Source organism: Marinobacter sp. GH_1 (genome assembly GCF_048595985.1).
Taxonomy (GTDB): Bacteria; Pseudomonadota; Gammaproteobacteria; order Pseudomonadales; family Oleiphilaceae; genus Marinobacter; species Marinobacter shengliensis.
In genome coordinates, this window is sequence record NZ_CP184460.1 from 2,772,177 (window position 1) to 2,796,608 (window position 24,432).

A 24,432-nucleotide genomic window follows, 5' to 3' on the forward strand; every position below is an offset into this window, starting at 1 on the left:
AAGGTGCGTATTGTACGGGAGTGCGGGGGGAATGGCTATTGGGCGGAAGAAGTCTGGAAAATGCGCTGTAACTCGCCGTTGTCACGCATGTGTTGCAGCGCTTCTTTGAAAAGGCGAGCGTGTTCCGGGTTGCCGCTGTCTGGTGACATATACAGCCGGGCCTTTTGGCCTTTTACATGCTCCTGCAGACGGAACTCTTCAGCTGGAAAGCCGTAAGCATCAATCGTCATCGCGATGTTGTGATCGCTGGCAAGCACCGCAGAAATCCGCTCCAGCATCAGCATTTCAATGGCTTGCCGAATGTTATAAACCGGCACTTTCAGCACGGCCTCATCCGCTTTGAACGACTCGCCGAGATAGGTACCCCGCACATAGCCAACCCGCTTGCCGGCCAGGCCTTCCAGAGTCAGGGGGAAATCGGTGTCACGCAACGCCATCAGCATCAGATTAAGCTGAAGTACGGTATCGACGGGAAAAGCGTTCTCGTCCAGGTCTGGACTTTGAAACAGAAAAGTAAACTCTGCGCGCCCCGTGAGCAGGTCAAGGATGACCCGCCGCAGAGGAAGCAACTGCGCACTCACGGGCACACCCGAGAGTTCTGATAACCGGTCCATCAGCGTAATCAGACTGCCTTGCAGTTCACCCTGATCATCCTGAAAGCCCCAGGGCCAGACATCAGGAATCGCAAACATCGCCGGCGAACTGGCTGGAAGGCTCTCGCTTGAGCCGACAACTTTATCACTAGCGCTGGCCTGGGCAGCTACAAACAGAAAGGCCACCAACAGCCCGCGAAAAAACGCCATATGTTCGACCAACGCTAACTCAAACCGCCTGCTGCTGGCTCACCACCTCATCACGAATGCCATCCCAGCCGTCTTTCACAGAACGCAGCAGGTTCAGCACTTCATCCAGCTTGGCAACGTCATTCTTGGCGCTGGCTTCCAGCAAGGTGCGCTCCATGTAGTCGTATAGAGCCTCCAGCTGGGTGGCCAGCTCTCCGCCTTTTTCGAAATCCAGGAACGCCCGCAGGCCACCGATAATCTCAATGGCTTTATTGAGCAACTGAGCCTTGGCTGCGTAATCCTTGGCCTGAATTTTGGACTTGGCCATGTTAATCCGCTCAATCGCCCCGTTATACAGCAGCTGAATCAGCTTGTGCGGGTCTGCATCGGTGATGCTGGTTTGGGTATTAACGCGCTGATACGCCTGTAAACCGTTCATATATAACCTCGTTTCACCGTTGTCCGGCATGCCATGGTTGGCTGGCCAACCATCAGTATAGCCGAATTAATCTCTCTGCCTGTTCGGCGCCAGGGCCGCCAGCTGCTGAGTCACGTAATCCCGCGTATTATTCAACTGGGAGATCAGGGAGTCGGCAGCGCTGAATTGCTTCACCAGGCGTTCCTGATAGCTTTCAATCCGCAAGTCCAGCTTGATCCGGTCTTCCTGAATGCGCTCAAGATCCCGGTTCAGGGCATCGGTGCGAGAACTTAAAGCACCGTCTGCACCCAGAATACTGGTGATGGCATCTACCGCTCGCTCACTCACACCCTCGATGAACTTCACCGAGCCGCGATTGCCAACGTCACCGCCGGTAATACGCACCTGCAGACCAGCGGCATCGCCACCGGCACTGTTTGCCAGAAACAGCACCTGGCCGTCGCCCTGAGCGGTCTGGCCGTTGATGGTGCCTTGGACATCCTGGCCGGCGGTGCCGGTGGCGGTATTCAGACCAGTCACATTATTCAGGCTGGTCAGGCTGACATTTGAGTCACTGCCAAAGCGATTGGATGTAAAGGTCAGGCCTTCGGTCGCGTCATAACCCACCTGGACTGACCGGCCCGCCGCACTCAATGCGGAATTGTTGCGCAGTGCCTCTTGAATGGCCGCAGCAAAATCAGCCCCGGAATAGTCGCCAGCCGCAATTGAAACAGTAGCATTAGTTGCGCCATCCACCCGGAAGGTAAAGCTGTTATCCGCCTGCACCTGAATTGCATCCGCAGTATCTGGAATTGCATAGTTCAGGGTACCGCGAGACGCCATCTGGGTGACGTTGATATCGAAGTTTCCAGGCTGAGTATTGGACCCACTGCGAACAAACTCCACCTGGGAATCGCTGGTTCTGCCCTGCTCGGCAAACAGTGCCGTAACATCATCCGGGTTTTCCCGAAGCTGCTGCTGGAATTTCTGACTATCAAACTGCAGCTCACCGGTGCGGAAATCCGTGCCAATTCCCACATCCGCCAGGCTGCGAACGCTGGCGTTTTCCAGCCCGGGAATAATATCTGTCAACACTCGCTTCAACTGGTTCTGGATATTCCGAACCGTGGAATCCCCGGTCAGGATACTGCCTTGCCCCGTCTCGCTATCAAATGAAGACAGCTCACGGATGGTGCCCTGCAGCTCGTTGAACTTGTCTACGAACGCCTGAACACGCTCGGCAACCGCCGCCGTGTCCTGCTCCACTTTGATAGTGGACTTACCCTCACCAGTAATGTTGAAGGTCAGCCCATCCACCACGTTTTCAATGGTGTTGGTGGCCCGGCGAATTTCCACGCCGTTGATTTCCATCACCGCATCGCTCGCCGCAATGGTCTGGCGCATGCCATCCATGTTTTCGGGATCTGCCGTATCGAAAGCGAACCGGCTTAATCCCGGGGCAGCACCATCTTCAGTAACGGAAATATTCACGGCATTGGCTTCACCGGTCTCATCCGCAGACAACACCAGTTGGAAACCGTTGCCGGTATCAATCACACCGGCAGACACGCCCGCATTGGCCTCGTTGATGGCATTCGCCAGGCCTTGCAGGGTGTCGTTGGAAGAATCGATGGTGATGTTGGTGGTCTTGTCACCCACCTGAAGCGTCATGGTGCCACGGCCCACACTGGTGGCATCCCGGTCGGCGAACACATCCCGGCTGGCCAGGGCCTGGGACTGCGCCAGACTTTTCACATCGAGGCTGTAAGAGCCGCGGCTGGCCTTGCTGGCATCCACCGACACATCAATGTTGCTACCCGAGGAAGTGGCCGAAAACGACTTCATCGCATCCGCAGAACCGAGCTGACGCATAGGCAGGCGCAGCTCCGTTACAGCGCTCCGCAACATGCCATAGGCAGAAATAAGCGCTTCTGTACGCTCCGTTTTCTGATCCAGCCGAACTTCCGTGGGCCTGCGCTCCGCAGCCACCAACTGTTCGACAAGATCCGACGTCAAAACGCCGGAGCCGATACCTAATGATGAAATACTGGCCATAACCGTGCCTCCTCAGGGGGGCGAATCTCTGTACTGATCAGTTTATCGGCAGCAGGCGGCAAAACTTTGCCCTTTTTCGGAAAATTCCTATGCCGATTTGTAACAGTGCGTAAACGCAGAACACCGCCGGCTCTTCTCAGAGGCGGCGGTGCTGAAATACCGTCGTTTACATCCGCGCAAAAGCGGCAAGCTTTTACACCTTGATGTTAAACAACGTCAGCGGTTCGTCCTGCTGCAATTTTTCTGCCAACCTCATTGCCACTTCATCCGGGATCTGGCGGATCACTTCCTGGGTTTGCTGATCAACCACCCTTACGATGGTCTGGCCCATTTCATTATCCACTTCAAACTGAAGATCCCGCTGCACGGTTTGAACAAAGTCGTTCAACTGGCTAACCGCCTCATTCAGCTCCTTGCGCTGCTCTTCATTACGGGCCTGCAGCTTTTCAGCCTGCGAAGCCTGTTGAGCAACCTGGGGAGCCTGCACCTGGCGGGTACCGGCAGCCGAAGCAGCAAGGTCAGGGGCGTTCCGGCCCTCGGCCTGAGATGACGACATTGCCTTGGCCGGAGCCTGGGCGCCAGAGCGCACCAGTTTCAGGTCCGGGCTGTTCAGGTTAACGTCATTCATAGCTGTACCTCGCTATCCTTCAACGGCGGAAGGCCGGAACCCGAGGGTTCCGGCCGTTACCGCTATGCCCCTTACTGCAGGAGGGACAGAACCTGCTGCGGACGGGCGTTCGCCTGAGCCAGGACGGAGATACCGGCCTGCTGCAGTACCTGGGATTTAGCCAGGTTGGCAGTTTCTGCCGCGAAGTCAGCGTCCAGGATACGGCTGTTGGAGGCGCTGAGGTTCTCGACCGAGGTGCTCAGGTTCGCAATCGTAGACTCGAAACGGTTTTGGACCGCACCGAGCTGGCCGCGAATTTCGTTTACAGTACCCAGTGCGGCATCAACCCGCATGATGGCATTGTTCGCATCGGATACCGTGCTTACACTCAGGTCAGACAGGCTACCGGTGCCACTGGCCTCCAAATCAAAGCTATTAGCGCTCTCCAAATTGGCAACCGTAAAGGCCTCGGCCGATGCTTCTGAAGCTGCTACGTCGTATGCGAAATCCTGAGAAGCAGTGAGCTTTACCTGGTCGTTCTCATCTACCTCTGCAAACAATCCACCAATACCAGCGCCGTTGATCTGCTCGGCGACGTACTGTGATTTTTCAGCGTCAGTGGCACCGCTTCCCAGCGCATCGTTGAACGCTTCCAGCCGAACAATAATCGGATCACCACCACCTACACTGAATACTGCAAAGGAACTGGTAGCATCAGCACCAAACTCCCCGGCTGTGCCTGAGGCAGAAAGGACACCACCAATCTGCGCAGCCCTTGTACCCTTCTCCAGATCCACACTGATGGTCTCACCAGCGTTAGCACCAACCTGGAAGCTCTGCTTGCCGAAGTTACCGTCGAGGACTTTCGCTCCGTTAAAGGAAGTCTGTCCGGAAATACGGTCAATCTCCGCAATGCGCTGTTCTACTTCGTCATTCAGCGCTGCCCGGTCAGAGGCACTGTTAGAGGCGTTCGCTGCCTGAACCGCGAGCTCCCGAATGCGCTGCAGATTGTTGGTGATCTCGTCCAGCGCGCCCTCAGTGGTCTGTGCCAGGGAAATACCGTCGTTGGCATTACGGATCGCTACGTTCTGACCAGAAATCTGGGACTGGAAACGGGTCGAAATTGCCAGGCCAGCTGCGTCGTCTTTCGCGGAATTGATACGAAGGCCAGATGACAGTCTCTGAAGAGCCTGGTCATTCAACCCTTGGGATTTGCTCAATTGATTCTGAGCGTTCAAAGAGGCAACGTTAGTGTTGATACCGAGAGCCATAGTGCTTCTCCTTTAAAACCGTTTCAGTTTTGCTTGGTGAAGGCCTGGCCCCCGGTTCTCTCCTGGGGTGCCCCGCCCTGTTAATCCTCTTAACGGCACCCCAAAAGGTATCTTTAGAATTTTTTCGGATGAATATGTAAAAAAATGTTTCAGTAACTATTGCTACTCCCCAACTTTCTCCACGTCAGCGACAAATTCAGGATCCCGGTCACCTATGAACCTTCGGGACCATGGGTCGCTGTCCATATCTCGATCACACAGCATGACCTTGGCAAAGTGCTCAGGCGCTGTCTCCAGAAAATTCAGAAAACCTTGCTCCCAGATCCTCAAAAATGACTCTAAATCATCATCTTCACTGGCCATGCCATGGCAAATCCCTACATAAAGGAAGTGCTGCAAGGTCCCCCTCAACAACTGACTTACCATAAACTGGGGGCCGGAAGGAGCTGTTTTTCCGGGAGGTGCTGGAACGCGATGGAGTTGTTCTCGCATGGAATTGACCAAAGTACAGAGATCACGACGACCTCGAAGCCTGGCGGACTTCACAGTTCTGACATGTTCTCCACATACCTTTTCCAGCTCTTTTTGCACTCCCTTTAACGCCTCAATGAATAACTCCGAGCCCACGGTTCTCGAAAGGCCATCAAACAATTCCCCCGCCCCAAACGCTAAACGATCCTGATTTTCCTCACACTGCCCGATGAAGTCGTCTTCGGACATCCATGGCGCACCTTCAATAACGGCGCCGTCGGAGCAATTTCGTATGTCAGGTGGAGTTCCTGAAGATCTCAACCTATAAATCAACTCCTCAACTGAGCGCTTTGCAGAGTAGTAATCACTCCGAGTGTATACGGTTCCCCCATCAACGGATGGCGTTTGGAATACCCGCCTCTTCTTAACCGCTGAGTGAACACGCTTCTGGATATCCTTCGCAATGGAAGAATCAGTATCGTCCCCATAGACTGACTTACTGGAGTGGTCCCTCTCTTTATCTTCAAAACCGTAGTCGGTTCCAAACAGGTATATTTGCCGGAACCCCAAGGAGTGCCCTATAGACAACGCAGCATTTGTCACGGTGGGATTACAGTTGGCGAACGACTCTGCCGACAAACCCAACAGCGCCGGCTGCATATTGTCACTCTTGAAATAGTAATAAACGTTATCAAAGAGTGTCGGTACGAAAGGGTTTACTTCGTTCACTGCCAATAACGGTATATCGCGAATTTTGTCCTGACCAATGTCAGAAAGTAGCTGGTAAATCAGGTACGATGGATCGAGCTCTGCGTGGAAGTCTGGTGTGACACCGTGCGCCAACAGTGGTCGCAGCGCTGTGCCTGCGCTCACCACCACCACTTTGTCACGGACCTTCTTCAGGCTTTCCACCCGCTTGTCAAGTGAAGGCCCGCTCCCGACAACAACAAGCGGCTTACTTTGGGACGGCATCTCGGTTTTCGGAAGATAGCGCCCACCGCGCCTCATGTTGTAAGCGGTATTGGACAAACGCATCAACTCATTGTCGTAGTTGGACCAGTTAGTGCTGATTACCGCCAGGTCATTCGCATTTTCCAGGACCGCTTTCGCAAGCTCAACGTCAGCTAGATGATTGTAATAGGTTGAGAAGAATGGATAAAAAGGCACGTCTTTGGTCATGTACCGACTGACCAGACGCCGTATCTCCTCTGGCTGTTCAGCCCTGCCGATAGCAAATGTAAGGGAGAAACCTTTCCGAGAAAAACGTGAGCAAATCTCTTCCCAGTCCACCGTATATAAACTGACTGCAAATTTTTCCGGTTCCCGCTCAATGATAATGCCATTAACAATGGGAGCCTTCTTAGTCAGCGCATCAATGTGATACCCTAGGCCACACCCAAGAAACACCATTGAGGGAAAAATATTGCCCCGAATATAGCCCTTGAATGTCGAGGGCGTGACCGGGCTGGACTTAATGATATTTTGCAGAATCCGGTCCGCAAAGTTTTCTCGCACATAAGAGCTTGCCCAAGGCGGCGAGAACGTTCGGATTCGTTTACTCTCGGGATTTTCATCCAGCACCTTATCGGCTTCATCGATTGAATATTCGCGCGCCAAGCCCCGGTAACAAGACTTGCCGTTGGCAACCATATCCACGTCATCCCGCCCCGGTGTAACCACCAACTCGACGCGCTGAAGCTCCATATTTGCAAGCATCTGGTAAATAGCAGGCCGGCGCCTCTGGAAATACTCCAGATTTTTCTGGAGCCGTTGCATAAAGATTTGACCGTCATCCTGTTCCGTCTGCCGATTTTGTTTCTTACTTTTTTTTGCCATGAAGTACTCCGGAAAGGATAAATGTAAAAAGAGAACACCCAGGGAACAGGTAAAGGGTAGCCAGATTCTGCCATAGCAACAAACACTTCTCACGCACCATCCACTCTAAGAAACCGGCAAAGTTATTCCCTTTGGTTCCGTCAAATAGTTGCCTCCCCACAGTAACCAGAGATGCAAGAATAAAAAAATAGACCAGAAAAAACAGACCCTTAATGGCTCAATATCAATTCTGGCACGGTAATAGCTTGAACCACAAAAACGGCAATTATCCGAATTTGGCCGGCAAGCTCTTTTCAGGAGGTTGCGGCCTCTCTGAGCAGGGAGAATAGACAATGCCTCAGATTATCAACACCAACATCGCCTCGCTGAATGCTCAGCGTAATCTCAACGCTTCCCAGGGGGAGGCAAATGTCGCACTTCAGCGCCTTTCCTCCGGGCTACGGATCAACTCAGCAAAAGACGACGCGGCAGGCCTGGCCATATCTGAGCGCTTCCAGTCACAGATTACCGGCCTGAACATGGCTCAAAGAAATGCGAACGACGGTATCTCTCTTGCCCAGACCGCCGAGGGCGCACTGGACGAAGTCGCCAACAACCTGCAGCGGATACGGGAACTGGCCGTTCAATCCGCTAATGCCACCAACAGTAATTCAGATCGTCAGGCACTGAACCAGGAAGTTCAGCAGCGCCTACAAGAGATAAACCGCATTGCCTCACAAACCTCATTTAACGGTCTTAAGGTGCTGGACGGCACCTTCCGGACTCAGACCTTCCAGGTAGGCGCCAATACCGGCGAGACCATTGGTGTAAGCGGGCTAGACACTCGCGGCAGCCAAATTGGGTCAATCATCGATCAGACTCAACTGTTCTCTGATCTCGCCCTTGGGCCAACTGAGGCCTCGGCGGCGCTTGGCGCCTTCCCGGCATCCGGCGTATCCGAAATTGAGATTACGCTTGGATCTTCGGTAATCGGTACCGTCAGGGTAACAGACCCGGACAGCGTGGAAGATTTCCTTGCGCAATTCCGCGAGCAGGTCCGAAATAACCCGGATCTTCAGGGCATCACCATTGAAGCGGGTTCCGCCTCAGGCTCCGTTGTTATTGGCAACAGCCTCGACCAGGAATACGCTTTTGACCTATCCAACATCGGGGGCCCTAGTGGCTTAACAGTCAGTGCAGCGTCCAACGACACAACTCTCGACGAATACTTCAAAGCCGGAAATACGATCGATTTTGCAGTAAGTATCCAGTCTGATCGCAACGAGGACCCGGTGGACATCGAAGTGCGCGGCGCAACATCGATCAACGACATCGTCGCCCAAGTAAACGCCGCGTCCAACCGGACAGGGGTCCAGGCAAACCTCGACTCAAGCAATCGGAACATCATCTTCTCATCCCAGTTCGGTGAGGAATACTCGGTCAGCATCTCGGCGACAGTGGATGCTGACACTATCGACATCACGGTCGACGGCTCACAAGAAATAGACGCACTCTCTGCTGACTTCCTGGATATTTCTACCCGAGAAGGCGCCGATCGAGCCATGATCGCAGTGGACTACGCCATAGACACCATCAACGGCTTCCGAGCCGAGCTGGGTGCGGTCCAGAACCGCTTCGAGTCCACCATCGCCAATCTGAGTACTACCTCAGAAAACCTATCGGCCTCCAACAGCCGAATCCGCGATGCCGACTTCGCCGCAGAAACCGCCGAACTGGCTCGCACCCAGGTGCTCCAGCAGGCTGGTCTCTCCGTACTGGCCCAGGCCAACGCCAGGCCCCAGCAGGTGCTCCAGCTACTGCAGGGCTAAACTCCCGCAGCACAAACAAAACGGCCGGGCTAATCATCCGGCCGTTTTACTTTTGGGGTCAGACCCCAAGACATTTCACCCCATCAAATGTACTGGGGTCTGACCCCAAAACTGGCACACCTTTCGCAACACCTCCCTCAAAGCACGGCAAACCGTCAAAAAACTGCAGACCTTTGCCGCATCGAATCATGGCTGGTAACGAGGTGTTCCATGCACGTACAACATCACAATGCTCATCTTCCCCGCTCGGTTCAGGCGCAGGCGGCGCGGTTGGTTTTGCAGGCGAATCTGGCGTATGGGGAGTCCAACAGTAACGGGCTTTCCTATGTGCAGCGGCTGAAAGCGCGGTTTGAATGCCGGGAGTACCTGGACCAGGCGCTGGCGCTGGAGCCGGAAAACGCGGCGGCCCTTGGACTGCTGGGCCGGGTGGAGATGGACGATGGCCAGCTGGAGAAAGCCCATGCACTGTTCAATGCCAGCCTGAACAGCCAGCCTGGGCAAGCGCAGCAGTACTGCAACCTGGGTTACTGGGCGTTGAAGAGCGAGCGACCGGCCCTGGCGGAGGAGTACTTCCTGCGGGCGCTGGAATGCGACCGGCAATCCGCCGCCGCTTTCTGCGGTGTTGCCCACGCCAAGCGCCTGCAGGGGCAATTCGATGTGGCCTACCTGCATTACCGCAAACTGCTGCAAACCGGTTCCCGCTGGGATTCGGTGTATTCCGGCATGCTTACCTGCGCGCAGCATCTGCAGATTCACAAGGCAGACACCGACCTGGCGCAGGATGCCATCGCCCTGCTCCGCAAAGACGGCCTGCCGCACCAGGAAATCGGCCGGTTTGTCGGCGCCATCATCCAGCAGCAGTATGATCTGTATAACCCGAATGCCGAGGTCTTCCTGGATGCTGCCGCTGAAGACGAACTGCTGATTCTGGCCCTTCAGAAAACCCTGATGCCCAACGCTGCCGTGGAAGAGCTGGTGGTGATGCTACGCCGGGCGATCATGGCGGAAGTGGCGCAAACCGCCAGCCTGCGGGACGAACTTCAGCCCCTGTGCCTGGCCATTGCCGAATACGCAGACCGCACTGGATACGCACTGGCCGCGGAAGACGATGAAGAGCGCCTGGCGACCACGATCAACGACAGCGTCGTAGCGCAATTCGCCGTGCGCGAACCGCAAGAAGCCCTGATTGGCTCGCTGATGATCAGCGCCATGTACGGTGCCCTGTTCCATCAAAGCTTTGCCATGCAACTGGGGCAATGGAACCTGGTGGACTGGCCCCTGGCCATGCAGCCGATGATGGCCGCCAGCTATTACAGCCGCGCCGAAGAAGAAGCCATCAAACAGAACTTTGATGAGAAGGCGGAAGAGCTCTGCCTGGCCAAAACCGACGTGCCGCAAGCCTGGCCGGCGTGGAGCCAGCTGGCCTACCGCACCGAAACCAGCCTGAAAGCCGTGATGGCCCAGGAACTTGGACTCAATACAAACAACCTGCCCGCCACCCTGCGCATTCTGGTGTGCGGCGCCCAGTCCGGCCAGCGCGCCATGGAACTGGCACAGTACCTGGACGATGTAGAAGTGATCGCGGTGGACGAGTCCCTGGCTAACATCGCCAAGGCCACCCGCATGGCGCAAACCCTGAACATGGACAACATCGTGTTCTGGCCCTGGTCCATCGCCCAGCGCTTCGTGGCCGATGGTCATCAGGTCCATTGGGTGGAAGTGGGCCGCCTGCCGTCACCGGCCATGACCGAACTTTCCCTGGCAGCGCTCATCAACAGCGCCTCCATTGCCGGTGCCGTGGTGCACATGCACACCAGCATGGCCGAGCAAACCGCCGGCGACAAACAGATCCGCCGACTCATTGCAGAACACCAGCTGCAACCCACCCGCACCAGCCTGCGCCAGCTTCGCCGCATGGTGCTGGCGAACAAGCAAGACGCGGTATGGGCCAACCTGCTGAAAGACGACGACTTCTACAGCCTCGGCGGCTGCCGCGACCGCTGGTTTCGCCCACAAGACGCCGGCCAGCTCAAAGAACTGCTGGCGCTGGTCAGTAACGAAGTGGAATGGAAACTGGTCAAAGCTCGGGACGAAGACGGCCACAGCCTGGCCACCGCCCCGGTACAACGCCAAATCCAGGCCGAGGCCCTGGGCAGCGAAGTGCAAAGCATCATGGGCCAGAACCTCAGCGTCTACTTCCAACGCCGCAGATAAACGTTGGTAAACGTTGGGGTCAGACCCCCGGACATTTGGCAGCATCAAATGTCTTGGGGTCTGACCCCAATTTTACATGTAGGGGATGAGGGATTCGCCGTAGAGATGGAGGTCTTCGAGGATTTGCTGGTTCCTGGGCGTGAGCTCCGGGTCGGCGGCGAGTTTTTGCAGGATGCGGCCGTACTCTTCGAGGGAGCGCCAGCCTTGCTTGGGATGCATCAGGCGTTGGCTGCGAAATTCTTCCCAGCGTTCCATTTCTTCGCCGCTCAGAGTGCCCGGGTAATTTCGGGCGCGGTAGCGGAACAGCATGTCTGGCAGGCGTGCGTCTTCGAAGCTCACGTCTTGCTCGCCCAGGGTATCTGCCGGCTGGGTTAACAGCCAGTTCAGTTTCTCCCGATCGGTTTTGCTGATGAAGCCACCGGCGTAGAGTTGTTCGTCCGGGTCGGTCAGGTCGCTGCCGGCGAAATCCTGCTCGAAGGCTTGAGCGATGCGGCCTGGCAGGTCTGGCGCTTGCCGCAGTTTGGCCAGGTTGGCGCGCAGCACGTCGCCATCCAGCTCCAGTTCCGCCAGCCGTTCCGGCGACAGGGTTGACAGCATGTTGGCCGGGGCCAGCACCGGGCACTTGTTCAGTTGCACACCTTTCAAGGGGAAGCGGCTAACGCCCTCACCCAGCTCTGCCTGTGACGTAAATACCCGCTCACGAATCTGCTCCACGGTGGCGTTGATCAGTTCAGTGGGGTCTTCCCGCAGGTCGTACACAATCACCTGGTTCTTGTTGCTCAGACTTTCCGCCACCGGCGCCACCAGGGCGCAGCATCCGCGGGTGGCCGGGTACTTGGCAGAGATATGGAACACCGGTTTCATGGCGGCGGTGTCCAGCATTTGCCGGGCGGAGTGCTTGTCTTTATTGTTCAGAACGAAATCAAACAGCTTGGGCTGCTTTTCTTTGATCAGTTTGGCCACGGCGATGGTCGCCAGCACGTCAGACATGGCATCGTGGGCAGCCTCGTGGGCAATGCCGTTAGCCACCGTCAATTCCTCCAGCTTGAAGCTGGGGCTGCCGTCTTCTTTCTTCGGCCAGTTGATGCCTTCCGGGCGGAGGGCGTAGGTCAGTCGCACCATGTCGATGATGTCCCAGCGGGAGTTACCGTTCTGCCATTCCCGGGCGTAAGGATCGCGCAGGTTTCGGTACAGGGTGTGGCGGGTAACTTCATCATCAAAACGCAGGCTGTTGTACCCCACGGCGCAGGTGCCGGGCTGGCTGAAGGCTTCGTTGATCTTGGCAATGAATTCCGCTTCCGGGAAGCCGTCTTCCAGTGCTTTCTGCGGGGTAATGCCGGTAATCAAACAGGCTTCCGGGGAAGGCAGGTAATCGTCTGTCGGCTTGCAGAAGATCACCAACGGATCTTCGATCACGTTCAGATCGGCATCGGTGCGTACGCCGGCGAACTGGGAGGGGCGGTCATGAACCGGGTCCACGCCGAAGGTTTCGTAATCGTGCCAGTAGAAAGAACGGATCAAGGGAGCACTCCTGCCAAACGGATCAATGGCAGGAGTCTACCAAAATTCAAAACAACTTCGTCCCCATATCCACCTGATGAGTCCGCAACCGGTCTACACCCTCACCCGTTAACTGGCTCAAGTCCACCGTCATATTCGTGGGCAGGTTGATGAACACCCCCTTGCCCACGCTGATGGTGTTGGCACCATCCAGACTTTGCCAGGCCATGTTTTCATCACGCTGGAAACCGATAAAGAAGCCATCGGTGAAGGCTACCTCGCCCTCTGCGGCACCTTCGTCACCCACGATGATAGAACGCAGGTTGGTGAGCGGCGCGCAGTTCGCCAGATCACCACTGACGTTACAACCTGCCAGTTGATCGGGATTATTCGGGGCCAGCCCTATGTGCGTTGCACGGCGGTTGGTAGGGGCGCCCTCTACACCACTAAACAGCTGGGCATTGTAGACCTGTCCGGCGGATTCAATCTTCAGCCCCGGCAAGTCACCACTGAAACTGGTGGTATGAGAAGACATCGAACCCCGCGCCTGCTGGAACCCCAAACGGAAGCCCGCCAGGCCCTGGGCATCCTCAGCCAGCTCGATATAAGGCCGCTGGGCCTCAAAAGGGATAACCTCGCCTTCATTATAGGTTCGGCCATTGAATACTTCGCCGTTGGCACGGGCGATATGCCCCAAGGCCAGGTGGCTTGCTGAAAAATCGGTGCCGCCATCAATCTGGCCCACCTGAATGTCGTCCACATTCACCCGCGTTTCCACATCCATACCCAGGGTCATGCGGGTGAAGTCGTGGTTTTCGCCGGCAATGTTTTCTATCTGCATAAACGCCTGCCCGGTCACCTCACCCATTGCATCATCTGAAATGGGCTTAAGATCGGCCTGGGCAACGGGCGAAATACCCAGGCAGAACATGGCAAGGGCAGCGTATCCGTACGCTTGCGTCTTCATATTAGTGTCTCTGATTGTTTTTGTGAGTCAGTTTCCGACGCCGACTCATGCCGCCCGCTTATTTTGTTATTTCGGTGCTGGCATACGGCCACGTTATTCTTTGTAACGTTATGTTTCTTTTTGACCGCAACACGACTATAGCGGAGCCACCTGCGTATATAGAGTGCGCCACATCACATTCGCCCATTACACAGATGTCATTTCCTCGTTAAGCATGATCGCCATCACAGGATTACACTTAACTCTGCTCATCCATGGAATGAACAACAAAATCAGCAGAACCATTACTGTAGCAAGTAGATACACATAGACCGACACTGGTATACTGCATAACTTTACTCAGGGCCTCCACCAACGACCGATGTCTACCCACATCCTGATTTGCGACGACTCCGCCCTCGCCCGCAAGCAAATGGCTCGCGCCCTTCCCGACGGCCTGGCGGACGACATCCTGTTCGCCACCAACGGTGAAGAGGCCCTGCAGATTCTGCGCGAGCGCAAGGCTGAACTCCTGTTTCTGGACCTCAACATGCCAGAAATGGATGGCTACCAGGTTCTGGAGCACATCCGCAAAGAAGATCTGCCGGTGCTGACTATTGTGGTCTCCGGTGACATCCAGCCGGAAGCCCGTGAGCGCGTTCGTAAACTGGGCGCCATCGACTTCATCAAAAAGCCCACAGACACCGGCATTGTAAGCAGTTTGCTCGAGGAGTACGGTTTCTACCGCCCCGGCGAACTGGAAACCGCAGCGCTGAAAGATTCCTCTCTGCGCAGCACCGTCACCAAAGCCCGGGAAATCTCCGTCAGCCTGAACGACTACCTGCAGGAAATCGCCAACGTGGCCATGGGCCGCTCTTCAGATCTCTTGGCCCGCTTGCTCCGGGTGTTCGTAAAGCAGCCGATCCCGAAAGTGGCGTTTATCGCCAATTCCGAACTGCACATGGCCATCTCTGCCGCACAACGAGCCGACGACTATTCCGCCGTGTGCCAGGGTTTCACCGGCGCCGGCCTCGCGGGCGAAGCACTGCTGTTGTTCGAAGACGCCAGCTTTCAGGAAATGGCGGAACTGCTGCATTACGATGTAGTCGAGGGCGAAGCCGTTAACGTGGAAGTGCTGATGGACATGTCCAGCATCCTATTCGGCGCCTTCCTGAACGGCATTGGCGACCAGCTGGACCTGAAACTCGGCCTGGGCCACCCAACGGTGCTCGGCCAGCATCGGCCCATCAATGAGCTGCTGGAGCACCACAGCAAGCGGGAAGAACAACTGCTGTGCATTGAAATCAGCTACGCCATCGAAAACCGCGACATCCATTGCGACATGCTGATTCTGTTCACCGAAGACTCGGTGCCCTTCCTTGAAAAACGCCTCGAATACCTGGTGGATTGACCATGGTCTTTCAGAACCCGGAAGCAGACGCCTTTCACTGGCTGGTAGACATGCTCGAATCGGTCGAGGTTGGCCTCGTGGTGCTGGACCTCGATTTTCGCGTGCAGGCCTGGAATGGCTTTATGGAGCATCACAGCGGCATCACCGGCAGCCAAATCCAGAACAAAGTCCTGTTCGACGTGTTCCCAGACATCCCGCAAGCCTGGCTCACGCGAAAGGTAGATGCCGTGGCCATGCTCAACACCCGCGCCTTCACCTCCTGGGAACAGCGGCCTTACCTGTTCAAGTTCCGGAACACCCGGCCCATCACCGGCACCGAAGAGTACATGTTCCAAAACCTCACTATCAGCCCGCTGACCGGGACCAACGGTGAGGTCGACAAGATCTGCCTGCTGATTTACGACGTCACCGAATTCGCCAGTAGCAAACGGGCGCTGGAGCGGGCCAACGAACAGCTCGCCAAACTGAGCATGACAGACCGCCTGACCGGCCTGCTCAACCGTGGCACCTGGGAGAACCTGGTAGATGCGGAATACGAACGCTACCGGCGCTACGGCCAGGCCACCAGCCTGGTGATGTTCGACATCGACCACTTCAAGCCAGTCAACGATACCTACGGCCACCTGGCCGGCGATGAAGTCATCCGCCACACCGCCCAGATTACCCGCAGCAGCATCCGCCAATCCGACAGCGCCGGGCGCTACGGTGGTGAAGAATTCGGCATCATCCTGCCGGAAACCGACGCAGAGAATGCCCGCCTCATCTGCGAGCGCATCCGCGAGAGCATCGAGAAAAGCACCGTGGAGACCAACGCCGGCAACATCACCTACACCATCAGCATGGGCATCGCCCAACTCACCGACGAGCCAGAGAACTATATGCAGTGGATGCAGAAGGCAGATGAGGCGCTGTATGCGGCCAAGGAGAGTGGCAGGAACAGAGTAGTAGTTGCTGAATAATCGCGAGGTTGGCGATTGGCGCTGGCAGAAGGGTGGGGTCTGACCCCAAGGGGTCAGACCCCTTTGTAGCCTGCGAATTTGGTGCAGCGCACCCAACTCAGCGACGGGGTCTGTCCCCACGGGACTGACCCCAACCGCACCAACTAAAATGGGGTCTGACCCCAACTTAGAAGAGGCGGTCGATGAGGCCGGTGATGGCTCCGGTTATCGGCGACAGCAGCCGGCCAAGCAGGCTGTCGGCAGTGCTCAGGGCGTTTCGATCCAGTTGTTCAGTGACTTCGCGCACTACGGTGGCCAGCGCATCCGACAGGAAGTTGGTGGGCAGAGTGGCGTTCTGATTGATCGGGTCAGGGGCCTCCTCAAGCAGCAGCACTTCCAATACCAAGGTATTCAACGCCGAATTGATTGAACCGATCAGCGCATCAGAAGCGGCGGAGCTGTCGAGTTTGGAAACTTCCTCCAACGTGCCACCAACACCTCGCAAAGTGGTCGCCAACAAGCTAGTGACACCCCGCAGCACTGGCGCTGGCTCGGCCTGTTGATCCACGGCATCCAGAATGTTCTCCAGATTAATCACCAACTGTACGACCGGTCCAAGCAGGAACGCGGTGTCTTCCGACAACCCCTGGCCAGAGCTCTCATCGCCCTCACCCCCGAAACCAAGGGCAAAGGCTTCAAACGCCGAGCCCAGGCGGTCAAAGGGGGCTGGCAATTCAGAGGTATCAATAGCGTGCAAACGTTCGGCAGCCGCTTGTACCGCCAACGTAGCCTGGGCCATATCCTCCGGAGAGCCGGATTCGGAGACGGATGACGCCGCCGCATCCAACGTGACCAGCAGCGTATCCAGCCCGTTGATCAGCTGGGCAACGGCTTGCTGGGTTTCAGCGTTCGGATTGGCCATGTTCAGGGTATTCAGGCCACTGACCAGCTCCTCCCGGAACAGCTCCAACGGACCCGTAAAGTTACCGTCAAAACCCGCACCGTCAGCCAACGGCACTGGCAGGGAAACCGGCGAGCCGGAGAAATCCTTGCCCCGAGCAATATTCATTGGCTCGACCTTTTCCAGGCACTGGCTGTAGGCCGGGGTAAGCCCACCATCAGCACCCAGCACACCAAAGCCTTCCAGCTCCGGGTCTACGGTGTAGGCCTCGAAGCACATTTGTGCCGGCGCGCCCGTGGCCGGGTTGCTTTCCATCGCCTGCACCCAGAAAAAGCCGTAGGTATCGCCGGCCTGGTACATGGCCTGGTTTCGGCTTTCATCCTGCAGGGAGCGGGTTTTGCCGGCGGCGCCGCTCACCAAAAAACGGGTTCGACCACAGCTTTCCACCGGCTCCAGCAATTGCAGGTCGTGGTCGTGCCCGGTCATGATGAAATCGGCGTAGTCGCACACCCCCTCTTCCAGAAAATCCTTCCAGCGCTGGCCGGAGATCACCGGCAGAATGTACGAGGGAATGAAATCATAGTTGCCTGCGTTGCCGTGCAAGCCATTGGACAGATACGGGTGATGGGCCATGGCGATGTTGAACAGCGCCTGCGACGAGATCAGCTCGTCCTGGGCCCACATCAGCTGCGTCATGCCGTAATTCTGCCAGGTAAAACGGGAATCCGCGTCTGCCAACAGCGAGGCAATCGGGTTGGAATCCAGCGACACCACCGTTAACAGTGGCTTGCCTTCTCGGGTTTTCGGCATCAACGCGGTGGGTATTTCGCCGCTATTGAACGCATAGTAGCGGGCAGGCATGCGCCACCGAGGGCTGTTGCCCTCATAATGGTAATCCACCTGAATATCGCCCCGGCTGTTGTTGGCGCCATCGCCACCCACATAGCCGGTGTTGTCGTGGTTACCCAGCACCATATAGAACGGGCGTTCCCCCATGGGCTCAAACGGCTTCTCAAACTTCTCGATAAACTGAATGTCCTCTACCGAGGTGGCGCCGTCTTCATAAATGTTATCGCCAAACCCCAGCACAAACTCGCAGGGGCCTGCTTCTGCCGATTTGAGCTCGCAAACCTGCGCCATCGCCTCGCCCACCGCATACTGGCCGGGGCTGCCGGAGCCAGAATCGCCCATGGCGATAAACTGGGTTGAGGCCACCGCACGGGCACTATCCTCGTCACCAGGCGTAGTCGCATCGGGTTGGGTGCCCGGCGTGGTGGGTTCGGTTTCGTCTTCACCGGAACCGCCACAGGCCACCAGGGTGAGCGGTATGATCAAAAGGGCAAGCAACTTCAGTTTAGAGTTCATACGACAGACTCCAGGGAATGAACGGCGCCCAGCACAGCCGCCAGTTCCTGTTGATGTTGAGGCGTGGCGGCCGGCGCCAGCAGACTGGTTTGCCTGGTTCTCGGGCGGGATGGAGTAAGGTTGTCAGTGATCAGGCGATACCGCTGGCCCGGTTGTTTGGCGGCTACTTTCACCAGCTTGCGCTTGCCACTATCCAGCTCGCCTTTACGGGTTTCATCAGCAATCGACGCCACATAATGGAACTCCGCCTGGGCGCCGAACCGGTCCACATCCATCAGAATAAAACCGCGGGTTTGTAGCTCAGCGTACTTCACGTGCGGGTTGGTGGTGCGCACCGCGACCGCAGCCAATTCCGCCAAACCAGCCGGGAAGCCCGGCGAGGTCACAGACGGGCATACAAACTCCACCGCCAGCGCTTCAGGCGCAAACAAGTCACCCACCACAGACGCCGGATTCCGATAGATCTCATTGGCCCAGGAGGTATGAATATCACCGGTGAACACCACCACGTTCTCCACACCGTTCTGCTCGATGGCGTCCAGAATGCGGGTGCGGCTTGCGGTGTAACCATCCCATTGGTCCATATTCAGGCCCTGTTGGGTGGTGCCATAAGGCAGCTGTTCGGAGATCAGTTCCGGCTGGGGCAACTCCGCCAGGTTCAGCTGCCCGAACATCACCTGCTGGCCAATCATCTTCCATAAACTGCCAGAGCTGGTCAGGCCGTCCGTCAGCCAGCTCATCTGGGCATCGCTGATCAGCTTTCTGTCCGGGTCTGTGCGTTCGGGGCCGAAAGGCAAAGACGCCTGGGCATCCCGGCCTTCGATGCGGGTATCCAGCATCCACAAATCAATCAGATCGCCATACCGGAACCGGCGCCACAGGCGCTGGCTGTCTGCGCCGAAGTCCCGCACCGGCATCCACTCAAAATAGGCACGAATGGCTGCCTGCTTGCGGGTTTCCCAATCCCCCTCCGTGGCCGGGTCATGGTTCTCCGCACCATCCATATAGGCGTCATTGGCAATCTCATGGTCATCCCAGATGCAGATCATCGGGTATTGCTGATGCACCGCCTGCAAATCCGCGTCTCGCTTGTACTGGCCGTGGCGAATTCGGTAATCGGACAAGGAAAGGATTTCATTCGCCGGCTCATGGACGCGGTTTGGCACTGCAGCGGGGTCATCATAGTTCCCCGGCTCGTATTCGTAGAGGTAGTCACCCAGGTGCAGCACAAAATCCAGATCCCGCTCTTCCACCTTCGCCAAAGCGTTATAAACAGAGAAGTGGCCATAAGGCAGGTTGGAACAGGAAACCGTGGCAAACCGGGCCCGCCGCACACGCTGGTCCGGCGCCGGGAACGTACGGGTACGCCCAACCGGAGACACATTGGGGCCGCAACGGAAGGCGTAGTAATACCAGGTGTCGCTGGCGAGGCCAGTGGCATCCACCTTCACACAGAAATCAGAATCTGCCTCTGCGGTTGCGGTAAACACCTGAGGCTGCGAAAGATCCGGCTGACGGCTGACCAACACCTGAACCGGCACCGAGGTTTCCGTAGGCAGTGCCGGTGTCACCCGCGTCCACAGGATTACCCGGTCATCCAGCGGATCGCCAGAGGCAACCCCATGCTCAAAGAACCCCACCGGCTCATTACCAGGCTGCCCGTTACGCCCGGTGACAGGCCTTGGCCCGGCAGGCAACTCCACCGAAGAACCAGAATCACCACACCCCACCAAAGAGAAAGCCGGCAGCGCCAGCGACGATGCCAGGAAAGATCGACGTTTCATTGTTTTCACCCAGAAGCTGTATACAAACCAGGATTTTATGGAGCGATCGTTACAATTTTATTGCATAGCATATGCTATGCCGCACATTTTGACAAAAAACAAGTTTGGGGTCAGACCCCAGTACATTTCGGGTGGTCAAATGTCTTGGGGTCTGACCCCAAATTATAGAGTCAGTTGATAGCGGGCGTAGCGCCCTTTGCTTTGGATGGGAGCTAGTACACCCTGGGCGACCAGGTTCTGAAGGTCGCGGGTAGCGGTGGCTTTTGAGCAACGGGTCAGGTTCTGGTACTTCTTTGCGTTAATTCCATCTTCAAAACCTGGAACATCGTGCCCGAGCATTTTGCGAATCAGCTTCAGCTGCCTGTCATTCAGATCACGGTTGTTCAGCGAGTCCCAGAAGCGTGCCTTTTTTACCACATACTGGATAACCTGGATGCTGCCGTCCAAAGCCTCAACAACCCGCTCACCAAACCAGTTCACCCAGGGCGTTATATCCAGCGTCTCTTTTGAGGCTGTATTCAATTGCTGGTAGTAGGCTTTCCGATGTTTACTTAGCACCGTCGCCAGACTCATCATCAACGGCTGCTCTAACATCTGTGAAACTGCCACATCGGCAATCGCCCGGCCTACCCTTCCATTACCATCTTCATAAGGATGGATAGTTTCAAACCAGAGATGAGCAATCGCAGCACGGGCCACACCAGGCAACTCCGGCGAATCGTTGTTGAACCAGTCCAGAAACACCCTCATTTCCGCCGGCACACGTTCCGATGGTGGCGCCTCGAAGTGAACGGTAGGATTGTACACGGGGCCAGAAACAATCTGCATAGCATCAGAGTGCCTGCGCCACTGCCCAGCTGCTGTTCGCGCACTCGAAAACGAGCTTGAACCGGCCTCAGGGAGAACCAACTTGTTCCAATGGTGCAATCGCTGCTCCGCTAGAGCTTCACCATAAAGGTCCATCACCTCGAGAATAACAGCCGAAATACCGGCGGCGACCGGGTCATGCACAGCCACCTTCTCATCCGGTTTCAGGAAATGATTCTTGATGGAACTGCGCACATCTTCGCGATTGAGCACCTCACCTTCAATGGCACTGGTCTCAATGGCAGCACTCACCAGAAGATCCAGCCTTGCCTCGCTTTCGAGATCCTCCGGAACAACCGACATCGCCCCCAGAATTCTCTGGGAGGCCGCCAGCGCTTTCTGCGTCCAAAATTCCGCTTCTGCATGATCAAAGCGAAAGTGCGGCCAGTCTTTCAGTTCCCAAGTATACATTGTGCGAGCCATTGGAATAGATTCATCGGCTCATATTATGAAATTTATTGAGCCGAAGGAAGCGTTCTATCGGCTCAACAGTGCTTGGGGTCAGACCCCAGGACATTTCGGGTGGTCAAATGTCTTGGGGTCTGACCCCAAAAGTGATTTCGTGGCTGCTTGCGCGGAAGGTTTGGGACATGGTGGTGCCTACCTGAGTGAAGGCGGGTGTCTTGGTTGTGTACGAGTCTATCTGGCCGGCAATCTCAGTGAGTTTTTGCGCCAGTAACTCAAGATCTGTGCTTACCTCACCAGTCGTCAGGCCGCAGGATTGGCGGGCGAAGTTTTTCAAGTAACTCAAGGGCCACCATACCTTTCGGCCAGCCAGGGTAAGCGCGGGCACATCACGCTTCAGGTAGGGCGTGGTCGAAACAATGTCGTAGGTGGGTGCCAACCAGCGTTCACCAAACGGCTCGCAATACAACAAGCCAAAGTTCTTCAGATGGGCATCTCCATTGCGTACAGCCCATGAGAGCAGTACAGACCTGAATAGCCAGCGCAAGCCTTCACGGCGGTGTTGCGGGGAGAGAAATAGCGATAATGTTTTAGCCAGCTTCTCATAACTACCAGAATATTTATCCTCAGGCAGCAATCCTTGCAGAACACAGGCATCTTCAAAACCTAACCACGAACCATCCGGCCGCCGGTCAAAACGAGACATGATGAACAACCGGCCATTATCAGAAAGATAGAAATCCGGTACCGGCAACCCGAACTCCCGAGCCACAGTCATGCAAAAGTATTCATTGGCTGCCAATTGCGGATAGTCATCGCCCCAGGTCTTTACAATGTAGCCTTCGGTGCGAAGCGTCGATTTTTCAGAAATAGAGGCCGGCACCAAAACCTTCGGTTGCACGCCGGAAACGCCTGAACGAAGGGCGTACTTTTCAACGAGCTCCTCAAACAAAGAGTCGTCCTTGGCAGCCAGCAACCCGCCCAACGATTCGCCATGGTGCTCATCACCCATCCCTGCAAAATCACCAGCCGTCACGACCACTCGACCAACCTGATGCCGACCCAGTGTTGCCAGCACCGTCAAATCCCCGGAGCCGTAAAGCTTGGCGACATGCTTTCTGATGATGTCGCCCAAATAGCCCTCTGGCAGGTTCTGGGCAAAGATCGGATGCACACCGTCGAATGCATAAGACGCCTCACTCACCGGCATGGTCACCGACACCGCAGACTGCTCGGGCACACCTTCGCGATACACAAACACCGATGGTTCCGGCCGCTCTGGTGAAGACAAGTCACCCACAACACTGCCAGATACCTCTACCCTTGCCCGGCGAACAGAAGTCATTCCAGCCCCCGTTCATTATCTCTCTGAAGGTCTTTTAACGTAGGCAATCCCCCCATAACACGCACCGAAAATTCCAACCCCAGAACAGCTAGTACCCGTTCCAGCTTGGCATAACCCATTTCAGGGAGGTGCTGATTCTCCAGTTTCGACAAGGTTGTCCGGTCAACGCCCGCCATGTCAGACAAAGCCTGCATGGATAAGCCTGCGCGCTTGCGCTCTTTTCTGATAAACGGACCAAGTTCGAGAAGGGTCATGTGGATATACTCTACATTTCGACGAAAATCTTCTATATTGTAGCGTATATTCACAATTTGGCGAGAAGAATAGGCGGCGTAAACGAAATCGGGCCGCTGATTCCGCGGCCCGATTTAATTAATCCTGCTGCCAGCTTTGAACAGCTTCCTTACCGTGCTTTTCACGCCACTCGTTCAGAGTCTTGTGATTACCGCCACGGGTCTTAACCACTTCACCGGTATGCGGGTTCTTGTAGGTTTTCATCGGGCGCTTGGCGCGGGTGCCGGTTGAAGCGTCCGCTTTGGCGCCAGCAATCGAGGGGTCAATCGCCGCCAGAATCTGCAGAACATCCTTGGGAGATTTGTCATATTCCTTCATCAACGCGCGAACCTTGTTTTCAAATTCCAGTTCGCCTTTCAGTGCTTGGTCCTTCTCGAGCTGTTCCAGCTCAGCGGCCAGCTTTTCCATCAGCTGTTTCTTCTGGTAGTAATCGTTAATCTTTGCCATGGAAATAAAACCTTATTCGATGGGTTTTAATAAAACATTGAATATGACGAGAAGTCGCGGACAATCATAATAAACAATTCACACATTGGCAAAATAAAACGCTTACAGGCGATTAATAAAAAAGCCCGACAACAATGCCGGGCTTTTATTTTGTCGAGTTCATCAACACTCACATTTGGTCGGGCGCAACTGCGATGAGCTCGTTCAATGAAATTGCAGTTCCGACATGACGGCTCGAAAGCTTCTCATCATCAGTCACCAGAACAAAGTCTCCCTTTATGGCGGTTGACGAAATTATTGCATCCGGGAGTTTGAGCAATGTGTTCCTGCGAATCTTAACTGCCGTTTCCTGAATCGCGGGAAGCAATTGCACAACTGTGATCCGCTCTATGACCTCACGCAACTTCACCTCATCATTAGCCGTCAGCGCCGGCCAAGACAACAGCTCCATTTTAGTTATTACTGAAACTGCATAGTGCGCTGGGGGCAATTTTAAATTGCGACCAAGTGCATAAATAATGGCGTTGGTATCCAGCAGGTATCTACCACTCATCCCTCATTTCCCTCTGCATGACCACGGCATCCTTTTCCTTGAATGCCTGAATATCAACATCACTGAAATCCAGCGAGGATTTCTCAATAGCCAACGACGCCTGGTCACTAACCATCAAAAGAATCCGAGCGTGACTGTCTTCCAGCTGCGTGTACTCTGATGGAATTTTAACCATGCCATTTTTGATGTCTGCTTCAAATTCGATAGCGTACAT

20 protein-coding genes are annotated in these 24,432 nt (G+C 55.7%); 4 read left to right on the forward strand and 16 right to left on the reverse strand.

The window, feature by feature from the left end; genetic code table 11:
* Nucleotides 1-35: 35 nt before the first annotated feature.
* From ACNSOI_RS12625 to ACNSOI_RS12650, 6 genes are all read right to left on the reverse strand, one after another.
* Nucleotides 36-803, reverse strand: coding sequence for a substrate-binding periplasmic protein (locus ACNSOI_RS12625; protein ID WP_420194166.1), 768 nt, complete (start codon nt 801-803; stop codon nt 36-38).
* 19 nt (nt 804-822) lie between these two features.
* Entirely contained in the window at nt 823-1,221 is a 399-nt protein-coding gene (gene fliS, locus ACNSOI_RS12630; protein ID WP_420194167.1) for a flagellar export chaperone FliS, read from the reverse strand.
* Between the two features lie 66 nt (nt 1,222-1,287).
* On the reverse strand, nt 1,288-3,255 hold the full coding sequence (gene fliD / locus ACNSOI_RS12635) for a flagellar filament capping protein FliD (protein WP_420194168.1): 1,968 nt from the start codon (nt 3,253-3,255) through the stop codon (nt 1,288-1,290).
* Nucleotides 3,256-3,448: 193 nt separating this feature from the next.
* Nucleotides 3,449-3,883, reverse strand: a complete 435-nt coding sequence (locus tag ACNSOI_RS12640) for a flagellar protein FlaG (RefSeq protein WP_106695127.1) — start codon at nt 3,881-3,883, stop codon at nt 3,449-3,451.
* 71 nt (nt 3,884-3,954) lie between these two features.
* Entirely contained in the window at nt 3,955-5,133 is a 1,179-nt protein-coding gene (locus ACNSOI_RS12645) for a flagellin (protein WP_420194169.1), read from the reverse strand.
* Between the two features lie 162 nt (nt 5,134-5,295).
* On the reverse strand, nt 5,296-7,440 hold the full coding sequence (locus tag ACNSOI_RS12650; protein WP_420194170.1) for a 6-hydroxymethylpterin diphosphokinase MptE-like protein: 2,145 nt from the start codon (nt 7,438-7,440) through the stop codon (nt 5,296-5,298).
* Between the two features lie 332 nt (nt 7,441-7,772).
* Here ACNSOI_RS12650 and ACNSOI_RS12655 point away from each other — a divergent pair, with 332 nt between their 5' ends.
* Both ACNSOI_RS12655 and ACNSOI_RS12660 read left to right on the forward strand, forming a co-directional pair.
* Nucleotides 7,773-9,248 (forward strand): flagellin, encoded by a 1,476-nt coding sequence (locus tag ACNSOI_RS12655; protein ID WP_420194171.1) that lies wholly within the window; start codon nt 7,773-7,775, stop codon nt 9,246-9,248.
* A gap of 210 nt (nt 9,249-9,458) precedes the next feature.
* On the forward strand, nt 9,459-11,462 hold the full coding sequence (locus tag ACNSOI_RS12660; RefSeq protein ID WP_420194172.1) for a tetratricopeptide repeat protein: 2,004 nt from the start codon (nt 9,459-9,461) through the stop codon (nt 11,460-11,462).
* A 72-nt stretch (nt 11,463-11,534) separates the two neighbouring features.
* Here the strand turns inward: ACNSOI_RS12660 and sbcB are convergent, their stop codons facing one another.
* Together sbcB and ACNSOI_RS12670 are read right to left on the reverse strand one after the other, a co-directional pair.
* Nucleotides 11,535-12,983, reverse strand: a complete 1,449-nt coding sequence (gene sbcB / locus ACNSOI_RS12665) for an exodeoxyribonuclease I (protein ID WP_420194173.1) — start codon at nt 12,981-12,983, stop codon at nt 11,535-11,537.
* A 46-nt stretch (nt 12,984-13,029) separates the two neighbouring features.
* Entirely contained in the window at nt 13,030-13,929 is a 900-nt protein-coding gene (locus ACNSOI_RS12670; RefSeq protein ID WP_420194174.1) for a DUF6160 family protein, read from the reverse strand.
* A gap of 361 nt (nt 13,930-14,290) precedes the next feature.
* Here ACNSOI_RS12670 and ACNSOI_RS12675 point away from each other — a divergent pair, with 361 nt between their 5' ends.
* On the forward strand, nt 14,291-15,319 hold the full coding sequence (locus tag ACNSOI_RS12675) for a response regulator (RefSeq protein WP_420194175.1): 1,029 nt from the start codon (nt 14,291-14,293) through the stop codon (nt 15,317-15,319).
* Nucleotides 15,320-15,321: 2 nt separating this feature from the next.
* Nucleotides 15,322-16,278 carry a GGDEF domain-containing protein gene (locus ACNSOI_RS12680; RefSeq protein ID WP_420194176.1) on the forward strand — a complete coding sequence of 319 codons (957 nt, stop codon included), beginning with the start codon at nt 15,322-15,324 and terminating at the stop codon, nt 16,276-16,278.
* Between the two features lie 166 nt (nt 16,279-16,444).
* On the opposite strand, the gene ACNSOI_RS12685 is transcribed toward ACNSOI_RS12680, so the two are convergent.
* From ACNSOI_RS12685 to ACNSOI_RS12720, 8 genes are all read right to left on the reverse strand, one after another.
* Complete coding sequence (locus tag ACNSOI_RS12685) at nt 16,445-18,523, reverse strand: metallophosphoesterase (protein ID WP_420194177.1); 2,079 nt, start codon at nt 18,521-18,523, stop codon at nt 16,445-16,447.
* On the reverse strand, nt 18,520-20,307 hold the full coding sequence (locus ACNSOI_RS12690; protein WP_420194178.1) for an alkaline phosphatase D family protein: 1,788 nt from the start codon (nt 20,305-20,307) through the stop codon (nt 18,520-18,522). The genes ACNSOI_RS12685 and ACNSOI_RS12690 overlap by 4 nt, the downstream gene beginning before the upstream one ends.
* A gap of 162 nt (nt 20,308-20,469) precedes the next feature.
* Complete coding sequence (locus ACNSOI_RS12695; RefSeq protein WP_420194179.1) at nt 20,470-21,585, reverse strand: Fic family protein; 1,116 nt, start codon at nt 21,583-21,585, stop codon at nt 20,470-20,472.
* A gap of 115 nt (nt 21,586-21,700) precedes the next feature.
* Complete coding sequence (locus ACNSOI_RS12700) at nt 21,701-22,924, reverse strand: type II toxin-antitoxin system HipA family toxin (RefSeq protein ID WP_420194180.1); 1,224 nt, start codon at nt 22,922-22,924, stop codon at nt 21,701-21,703.
* Nucleotides 22,921-23,178, reverse strand: a complete 258-nt coding sequence (locus ACNSOI_RS12705; RefSeq protein WP_420194181.1) for a helix-turn-helix domain-containing protein — start codon at nt 23,176-23,178, stop codon at nt 22,921-22,923. The genes ACNSOI_RS12700 and ACNSOI_RS12705 overlap by 4 nt, the downstream gene beginning before the upstream one ends.
* A 118-nt stretch (nt 23,179-23,296) precedes the next feature.
* Entirely contained in the window at nt 23,297-23,665 is a 369-nt protein-coding gene (locus ACNSOI_RS12710; RefSeq protein WP_058089975.1) for a histone-like nucleoid-structuring protein, MvaT/MvaU family, read from the reverse strand.
* A 169-nt stretch (nt 23,666-23,834) separates the two neighbouring features.
* The gene (locus ACNSOI_RS12715; RefSeq protein ID WP_420194182.1) at nt 23,835-24,218 is read right to left on the reverse strand and encodes a type II toxin-antitoxin system VapC family toxin; all 384 of its coding nucleotides are present in this window, start codon (nt 24,216-24,218) and stop codon (nt 23,835-23,837) included.
* Nucleotides 24,208-24,432, reverse strand: a complete 225-nt coding sequence (locus ACNSOI_RS12720) for a hypothetical protein (RefSeq protein ID WP_420194183.1) — start codon at nt 24,430-24,432, stop codon at nt 24,208-24,210. The genes ACNSOI_RS12715 and ACNSOI_RS12720 overlap by 11 nt, the downstream gene beginning before the upstream one ends.

What these genes read in the sequence shown, in the direction of transcription:
- ACNSOI_RS12625 (WP_420194166.1), bottom strand. Translation starts at nt 803, where the DNA reads ATGGCGTTTTTTCGCGGGCTGTTGGTGGCCTTTCTGTTTGTAGCTGCC.
- fliS (WP_420194167.1), bottom strand. Translation starts at nt 1,221, where the DNA reads ATGAACGGTTTACAGGCGTATCAGCGCGTTAATACCCAAACCAGCATC.
- fliD (WP_420194168.1), bottom strand. Translation starts at nt 3,255, where the DNA reads ATGGCCAGTATTTCATCATTAGGTATCGGCTCCGGCGTTTTGACGTCG.
- ACNSOI_RS12640 (WP_106695127.1), bottom strand. Translation starts at nt 3,883, where the DNA reads ATGAATGACGTTAACCTGAACAGCCCGGACCTGAAACTGGTGCGCTCT.
- ACNSOI_RS12645 (WP_420194169.1), bottom strand. Translation starts at nt 5,133, where the DNA reads ATGGCTCTCGGTATCAACACTAACGTTGCCTCTTTGAACGCTCAGAAT.
- ACNSOI_RS12650 (WP_420194170.1), bottom strand. Translation starts at nt 7,440, where the DNA reads ATGGCAAAAAAAAGTAAGAAACAAAATCGGCAGACGGAACAGGATGAC.
- ACNSOI_RS12655 (WP_420194171.1), top strand. Translation starts at nt 7,773, where the DNA reads ATGCCTCAGATTATCAACACCAACATCGCCTCGCTGAATGCTCAGCGT.
- ACNSOI_RS12660 (WP_420194172.1), top strand. Translation starts at nt 9,459, where the DNA reads ATGCACGTACAACATCACAATGCTCATCTTCCCCGCTCGGTTCAGGCG.
- ACNSOI_RS12670 (WP_420194174.1), bottom strand. Translation starts at nt 13,929, where the DNA reads ATGAAGACGCAAGCGTACGGATACGCTGCCCTTGCCATGTTCTGCCTG.
- ACNSOI_RS12675 (WP_420194175.1), top strand. Translation starts at nt 14,291, where the DNA reads ATGTCTACCCACATCCTGATTTGCGACGACTCCGCCCTCGCCCGCAAG.
- ACNSOI_RS12680 (WP_420194176.1), top strand. Translation starts at nt 15,322, where the DNA reads ATGGTCTTTCAGAACCCGGAAGCAGACGCCTTTCACTGGCTGGTAGAC.
- ACNSOI_RS12685 (WP_420194177.1), bottom strand. Translation starts at nt 18,523, where the DNA reads ATGAACTCTAAACTGAAGTTGCTTGCCCTTTTGATCATACCGCTCACC.
- ACNSOI_RS12690 (WP_420194178.1), bottom strand. Translation starts at nt 20,307, where the DNA reads ATGAAACGTCGATCTTTCCTGGCATCGTCGCTGGCGCTGCCGGCTTTC.
- ACNSOI_RS12695 (WP_420194179.1), bottom strand. Translation starts at nt 21,585, where the DNA reads ATGTATACTTGGGAACTGAAAGACTGGCCGCACTTTCGCTTTGATCAT.
- ACNSOI_RS12700 (WP_420194180.1), bottom strand. Translation starts at nt 22,924, where the DNA reads ATGACTTCTGTTCGCCGGGCAAGGGTAGAGGTATCTGGCAGTGTTGTG.
- ACNSOI_RS12705 (WP_420194181.1), bottom strand. Translation starts at nt 23,178, where the DNA reads ATGACCCTTCTCGAACTTGGTCCGTTTATCAGAAAAGAGCGCAAGCGC.
- ACNSOI_RS12710 (WP_058089975.1), bottom strand. Translation starts at nt 23,665, where the DNA reads ATGGCAAAGATTAACGATTACTACCAGAAGAAACAGCTGATGGAAAAG.
- ACNSOI_RS12715 (WP_420194182.1), bottom strand. Translation starts at nt 24,218, where the DNA reads ATGAGTGGTAGATACCTGCTGGATACCAACGCCATTATTTATGCACTT.
- ACNSOI_RS12720 (WP_420194183.1), bottom strand. Translation starts at nt 24,432, where the DNA reads ATGTACGCTATCGAATTTGAAGCAGACATCAAAAATGGCATGGTTAAA.